This is a genomic window from Streptomyces sp. UNOC14_S4, from assembly GCF_020740835.1.
GTDB lineage: Bacteria > Actinomycetota > Actinomycetes > Streptomycetales > Streptomycetaceae > Streptomyces.
Genome location: NZ_JAINFC010000439.1, coordinates 1 through 6,388, shown reverse-complemented (window position 1 = coordinate 6,388; position 6,388 = coordinate 1). Strand labels below are relative to the sequence as shown.

6 protein-coding genes are annotated in these 6,388 nt (G+C 69.0%); 1 reads left to right on the top strand and 5 read right to left on the bottom strand.

The window, feature by feature from the left end; genetic code table 11:
- Nucleotides 1–998, top strand: a 998-nt coding sequence (locus tag K6I34_RS28910) for a methyltransferase domain-containing protein (RefSeq protein WP_229330314.1), incomplete at its 5' end; no start/stop codon positions are given.
- A 65-nt stretch (nucleotides 999–1,063) separates the two neighbouring features.
- On the opposite strand, the gene K6I34_RS28905 is transcribed toward K6I34_RS28910, so the two are convergent.
- The 5 genes from K6I34_RS28905 to K6I34_RS28885 form a co-directional block, all read right to left on the bottom strand.
- Entirely contained in the window at nucleotides 1,064–1,579 is a 516-nt protein-coding gene (locus K6I34_RS28905) for a hypothetical protein (RefSeq protein ID WP_229330312.1), read from the bottom strand.
- An 83-nt stretch (nucleotides 1,580–1,662) separates the two neighbouring features.
- Nucleotides 1,663–2,406, bottom strand: coding sequence for a Crp/Fnr family transcriptional regulator (locus K6I34_RS28900; protein WP_229330310.1), 744 nt, complete (start codon nucleotides 2,404–2,406; stop codon nucleotides 1,663–1,665).
- Between the two features lie 1,308 nt (nucleotides 2,407–3,714).
- Nucleotides 3,715–3,978, bottom strand: a complete 264-nt coding sequence (locus tag K6I34_RS28895) for a hypothetical protein (protein WP_229330308.1) — start codon at nucleotides 3,976–3,978, stop codon at nucleotides 3,715–3,717.
- Nucleotides 3,979–4,034: 56 nt separating this feature from the next.
- A complete protein-coding gene (locus tag K6I34_RS28890) occupies nucleotides 4,035–5,330 on the bottom strand; it encodes a geranylgeranyl reductase family protein (RefSeq protein ID WP_229330306.1) in 1,296 nt (431 codons plus the stop codon).
- A gap of 198 nt (nucleotides 5,331–5,528) precedes the next feature.
- Nucleotides 5,529–6,227, bottom strand: a complete 699-nt coding sequence (locus K6I34_RS28885; protein WP_229330304.1) for a demethylmenaquinone methyltransferase — start codon at nucleotides 6,225–6,227, stop codon at nucleotides 5,529–5,531.
- Nucleotides 6,228–6,388: the final 161 nt, after the last annotated feature.

Genomic DNA, 6,388 nt, shown 5'->3' with positions numbered 1-6,388 from the left:
CCGCCACCGCCACCGACGAGCAACTCGCCGCGATCTACCGCGACACCACCCTCGTCACGGCTCTGGACCCGGAGACCGCCCAGCAGGTCGACGCATCGGCATGGACCGGCATCCCCACCTCGTCCAGCACCCTCCCCGGCCTCATGGCCGGGATGCTCGAAGAACTCACCGTCGAGGACGGCCACCGCGTCCTCGAAGTCGGCACCGGCACCGGCTACAACGCCGCGCTGCTCTGCGCCCGTCTCGGCGACCGGACCGTGCACTCCGTCGACATCGACCCCACGCTCGTCCGCAAGGCCCAAGAGCGACTGGCCGCCATCGGGTACGCCCCGCAGCTCACCGCAGCCGACGGACAGAACGGCTACCCCGCCGCCGAACCGTTCGACCGGATCATCGCCACCTGCTCGGTACCGGCCGTCCCCGCGGCCTGGGTCAGGCAGACCCGCCCCGGGTCCATCATTCACACCGACGTGGCGCTCGGCATCGAAGGCGGGCTCGTCCGCCTCACCGTCGACGAAGAGGGCCGCGCGGTCGGGGCGTTCACCGGCACCACCGGCCGCTTCATGGCCGCACGGGACGACGCCCTCACCTACCCCCGTCCGCGACGGACACCGGCCGCCCCCACAGGCGGCAGCCGTCCGACGCCCGTCACGGCGAACGACATCCGCGCGCACTACCCGTTCCGCCTGCTGCTCGCATTCCATCTCCCCAAGGCGAAGCTCGTCTACCACCGCGACGACACGGGCGTCATGTCGATCCAGATCCAGCACCACGACGGGGCATGGGCCCGTGGCCCGCTCACCGGTGACGCGACCGGCGTCGTGACGTACGGAGGGACCACCGACCTGTGGCACCAGGTCGAGGCCGCCTGGACATGGTGGAACGACCACGACCGTCCCGTGCAGGACCGGTTCGGGTACGCCCGCGAGCCCGACGGCCGCGCGTCCGTGTGGCACATCCCCAGCGGTCGACGATGGGCCCTCACACCTGATCGGTAGGCGCACCCGGAGGCGGTCGCGGTCAGGATCTCTGGACTCGAGTGCATCCCGCCGCATGCCGCGCGTCAGCCCCGCCGCAACGAATTGATCTCGCCCTGGGCGGCGAGGACGGCCCGTACCAGTTCGACGCGGGCGGCCTCCTGCTTCATGGCTCGCACGAGCTGGGCGCGGTGCTCCGCGGCAGGCACCTTCGCATCGGGGTCCAGCTCGGGAAGGGCCGTCGAGATCCAGCTCTCGGCGCGCTCCACCAGCCTGGTGAGCTCGGATCGGAGGACTTCGGAGTGGTCGGCGACACCCTTGATCATATGGGTGATCCGGACGACTTCCGCGAAGTCGCCCGCGTGGCACGGCTTCTGGGCGAGTGCACACTGGGCCTCGTACAGGTTATCGATCCACTCGCGGAGCCTGTCGAGCTCGACGTTCCCCTCGTCCCTCTCCCGCATCCACTGCGTCCAGGCGAAAACCCTCCGCTGGTGACTGAGGGTGTACATGCCGAGTGCGGCCATGAGAATACCGATGATCACGGTCCACAGGAGGGTTCCGGCGCTGGTACCGAGCGCCAGCGTGGTGAAGCTGGTCATCAAAGCACTGTCCGTTCGTGGTACGCCGGAACCCATGGGCACCGGCATGCAGGGAATGGTAGGCCCGGGGAGCCGCGACAGGTCTATACCGCGTGGGCGGCGAACCGGCGGAGGGCCTCGAGGTCGCGGACGACGAACTTGCGGTACCGGGCGTCCACAACGCGGTGACGTCGCAGGGTCCGGATCTCGTTCTCCACGGTGGACAGGCCGAGTTGGAGCGCGGCGGCCATGTCCTTCTGGCTCGGACCGATGACGACGGTGCAGTTGGACGTCCGGGGGTCGGGGACGCCGGCGATGTCGGCGAGGTGGGAGATGAGCCTGGCGACCCGCTCGAACGGCGGCCTCGCGCTCATGGTGTAGACGAGCTCGTCGCTGCGGTTACGGTCCTCGAGACTCCGCAGCAGAGCGAGCTGGACCTCGGGCGCACGGCCCTGCACGAGGTTCATGGAGCGCACGCTCCAGGGGATGACGACGGTCTGGGACAGACACCGGGTGGCGACGGAGGAGTCCGGGGAGATCAGTTTGGCCTCGCCCACGAGCTCACCGATGCCCCTGAACCGGGTGACCGTCGGGATGCCTTTGCCGTCGCCCAAGGGGTAGCGGTCCTGACGCACGCACCCCTCTATGACGATGTACACGATCGGGAACTCCGCTCCCAGCGGCAGAAGCTCGTCCTGGGCGAACACCCGGGCACGGGGGCGGGGTTCCGTCTGGAGCATGGCCTGCCACACCTGTGTCGGCAAGCGCTGGAGAAAGCTGCCGTCAGGCATCGCCTGGTGGCCGAGCAGAAGGTCGGTCAGCCGCGAGTTCTCGGCCGCGGAGGGCATCTTCACTCCTCCGCCCCAGGGGCGGTCAGGCATGCGCGGACACGCGCACCCTTGCCGGCGGGTCGGCGGCAGAACGTCACATACGAGAGGTCGCACCCCTCCGCGGAAATGTTGATCATCGATCTACTTTCTGCGATGCAGACGTACTGGGACCCGCCCTACGGCGGGCCCCAGTTGGTAGGTCCAGGACCCTCTCCGGGAGGTGCAAGTGCCCGGCTGTGGTGAGGCCGAGCACGTGGAGACGGCCGGGAAACAACGCTACCCCCCGGGTCGACGGATCTCCAGCGAGGTCCCTGAGCAGGGACACCCTCACCCTGGGGCTTTATTACAAACTCCCATTTGCCGTCCCGATCGGATACGCGGCAACCATGCCGTAAGAGATCCGGGCCGTTGACCGGACAGCCTCAGAGCCCCGAAAGGGTTTTTCCCGAATAAGCAAGGACAAGCCCGGGCGCGAACACTCCATAAAAAGGGAGGCCCCGGGGCACCACCCCCGAGACCTCCCGGAAAGGGCCTGGACCTACCAAGGAGCAGACCGGCACCCAGTAAACACCACGGACAGGGTTAGGGTCACACCAGATCCCGCGGCAAGGTCTCCCCGTAACCGAACTGCCCGACAAAAACCCCTACCTCTGGGGACTTGCCGCGACGGCGGCACCGACTTGATCACGCCGCAGAGCCCCCGCCTCACTCTCGATTTTGCTCCTTTTGCGTGGCTTCTGACGAAGTGGCCCCGCTGTCGCGAAACAGCGAGGGCGTCATCGCACGATGACTATCGATCAAGAATCATCAATATCGGTCGAGTTAGGCACCTGACCGCCCTGCCCCCGGTTGCGAGTGCAACCCGACCAGCCAAAATTGACGCCCCACCCACATGCGTCCCGTTTTCCCATTCTCCTACGCAAACCCCGCACTCAAGAGATCGACTCCATCGCCCTCATTCCCATCACCCCTTCAATGGAAACCGGCAGCACACCGAGTCGACAGCCCTGAAAGTCGATTAATTCATAACGCTGTCCGCCGACAGCCGGCCGGACAGCCGACGCATCACGGACCCGTGCGCCGCGCTAGGCGCGAAACTTTTTCTCCGTCAGGTTTGCGGCATAGCAAGCGAGTCGGCCCTTCGAGGTGAACAGCTCTGGGCAGACGCACACAGAGGGCGACCCCGGAACACACTCTGTGTAACTTTCGTCACTCTCGGAGACGCCGGGCATCGACCGCCACAGGGAGAGGCCCGCAGGCCCCGGGGCCCCGGGCCACAGGCACGAACCCGCGGAGCAGGGCCCAAGGCCGTTCACCTCATGCGGTTCATACGGTGCCCAGCCCGATCGTGCCGTGAGCCTGGACTCCGCTGCAGGTGCCGTCGCCCTGGAGGTCGGCGCAGCAGCAGCCCAGGACGGTCCGCCCCGTCGACGGGGCGGTGCTCGGCGGGGAGTTGGCGATCGCCACACCCTGGCCGTTCGTGACCGCAGCGCCCACCGCCCTGCCGCCGGCCAGGTGGAACTTCACCACCATGCCCGCCAGCGGCTGCCCGGTACCGGCGTCCGTGACCCTGGCGTTGAAGTTCTCCATCTGGAAGGTGAGGGGATTCAGCGCGACCAGCTCGCCCCCCCCCGGAGGCCACGTGGTCAGGACCGCGGCGCCACCTTCGACAGCCCGTTGATGATGCGGTCCATCGCGTCGCCCCCCGTCGGATCCGTCAGATTCGCCAGCATCTTCAGCGTGAACTTCATCAGCAGCGGATGCGTCAGCCCCCGCTCCGTCGCCATCCGCATCACCTTCGGGTTGCCGATGAGCTTCACGAAGGCGCGGCCCAGCGTGTAGTAGCCGCCGTACGTGTCCTTGAGGATCTTCGGGTAGCGCTGGAGGGCCAGCTCGCGCTGGGCGTACGAGGCGCGGGCGTGGGCCTGCACGATGACGTCGGCGGCGATCTGCCCGGACTCCATCGCGTACGCGATGCCCTCGCCGTTGAACGGGTTGACGAGCCCGCCCGCGTCACCGACGAGCAACAGGCCGCGCGTGTAGTGCGGCTGACGGTTGAAGGCCATCGGCAGGGCGGCACCGCGGATCGGGCCGGTCATGTTCTCCGGGGTGTAGCCCCAGTCCTCCGGCATGGAGGCGCACCACGCCTTGAGCACCTCGCGCCAGTCCAGCTCCTTGAAGGAGTCGGAGGTGTTGAGGACGCCGAGGCCCACGTTGCTCGTACCGTCGCCCATGCCGAAGATCCAGCCGTAGCCGGGCAGCAGCCGGTCCGGGCCGGGGCCGCGCCGGTCCCACAGCTCCAGCCAGGACTCCAGGTAGTCGTCGTCGTGGCGGGGCGAGGTGAAGTACGTGCGCACGGCCACGCCCATCGGGCGGTCGTCGCGCCGGTGCAGGCCCATCGCGAGCGACAGGCGCGTGGAGTTGCCGTCCGCGGCGACGACGAGCGGCGCGTGGAAGGTGACCGGCGCCTTCTCCTCGCCCAGCTTGGCGTGGACGCCGGTGATCCGGCCCGTCCGGTCGTCGATGATCGGCGCGCCGACGTTGCAGCGCTCGTAGAGCCGGGCGCCCGCCTTCTGCGCGTTCCGGGCGAGCTGCTCGTCGAAGTCGTCGCGCTTGCGGACGAGTCCGTAGTCGGGGAAGGACGCGAGCTCGGGCCAGTCGAGCTGGAGGCGGACGCCGCCGCCGATGATGCGCAGGCCCTTGTTGCGCAGCCAGCCCGCCTCTTCGGAGATGTCGATGCCCATCGCCACGAGCTGCTTGGTGGCACGCGGGGTCAGGCCGTCACCGCAGACCTTCTCGCGCGGGAACGCCGTCTTCTCCAGCAGGAGGACGTCCAAGCCCGCCTTGGCCAGGTAGTAGGCGGTCGTGGAGCCGGCCGGGCCTGCGCCGACGACGATCACGTCGGCGCTGTGGGCGGTCTGGGACTCGGTCGACTCGGTCACGGTCGGCTCTCCGTTTCGGCGAAGGACTCGGTCACCCGAGTCTATGAGCCGGGCTTTCGCGTACGGGCCCGTACCCCGGCGTCGGTGCCCGCGCGGTGGCTCCGCCCGCGCCCAGAGCGGTACCGCGCCCCGTAAGGGGCGCGGGGAACTGCGCGGCCAGCCCCCACCGGCCCGCAGACGAACAGTTGGGACGCGCCGCTAGGCAGCCGGCTTCGTACCGCGGTGCAGCGCGACGATGCCACCCGTCAAGTTGCGCCACGCCACCTTCGTCCAGCCCGCCTCCTGCAGGAGCGCGGCCAGCGCGGGCTGGTCCGGCCAGTCGCGGATGGTCTCGGCGAGGTAGACGTACGCGTCCGGGTTGCTGCTCACGGCCCGGGCGACCGGCGGCAGCGCGCGCATCAGGTACTCGGTGTAGACCGTGCGGAACGGCGCCCACGTGGGCCTGCTGAACTCGGCGATCACCACACGGCCGCCCGGCTTCGTCACGCGCAGCATCTCGCGCAGGGCTGCGTCGGTGTCCTGCACGTTGCGCAGGCCGTAGGAGATGGTGACGGCGTCGAACACACCGTCCGCGAACGGCAGGCGCATGGCGTCACCGGCGGTGAACGGGAGCCATGCGTTGCGCTTCTTGCCCTCGCCGAGCATGCCGACGGAGAAGTCGCAGGGGACGACGTACGCGCCCGCGGCGGCGAACGGCAGGGACGACGTGCCCGTACCGGCCGCGAGGTCCAGCACCTTCTCGCCCGGACGGGCGTTCACGGCCCGGTCGACGGCCTTGCGCCACAGGCGGGCCTGTCCGAGTGAGAGTACGTCGTTGGTCAGGTCGTACTTGGCCGCTACGCCGTCGAACATCGCGGCGACTTCGTGCGGCTGCTTCTCCAAGGATGCTCGGGTCACGTACCCCATTGTTCACCGCCCGTCTCCGGCGAGCCGCGCGGGGCTCCATCCGGGTGACCGGAGGAACTGGACGGGGGCGGCTCATCCGTGCGCGAGCGCCCCACGATGCGGGCTGCGCGGCGCCGAAGACCCCCCGGCCCCGGAACCGCCGGGTCCCCCCT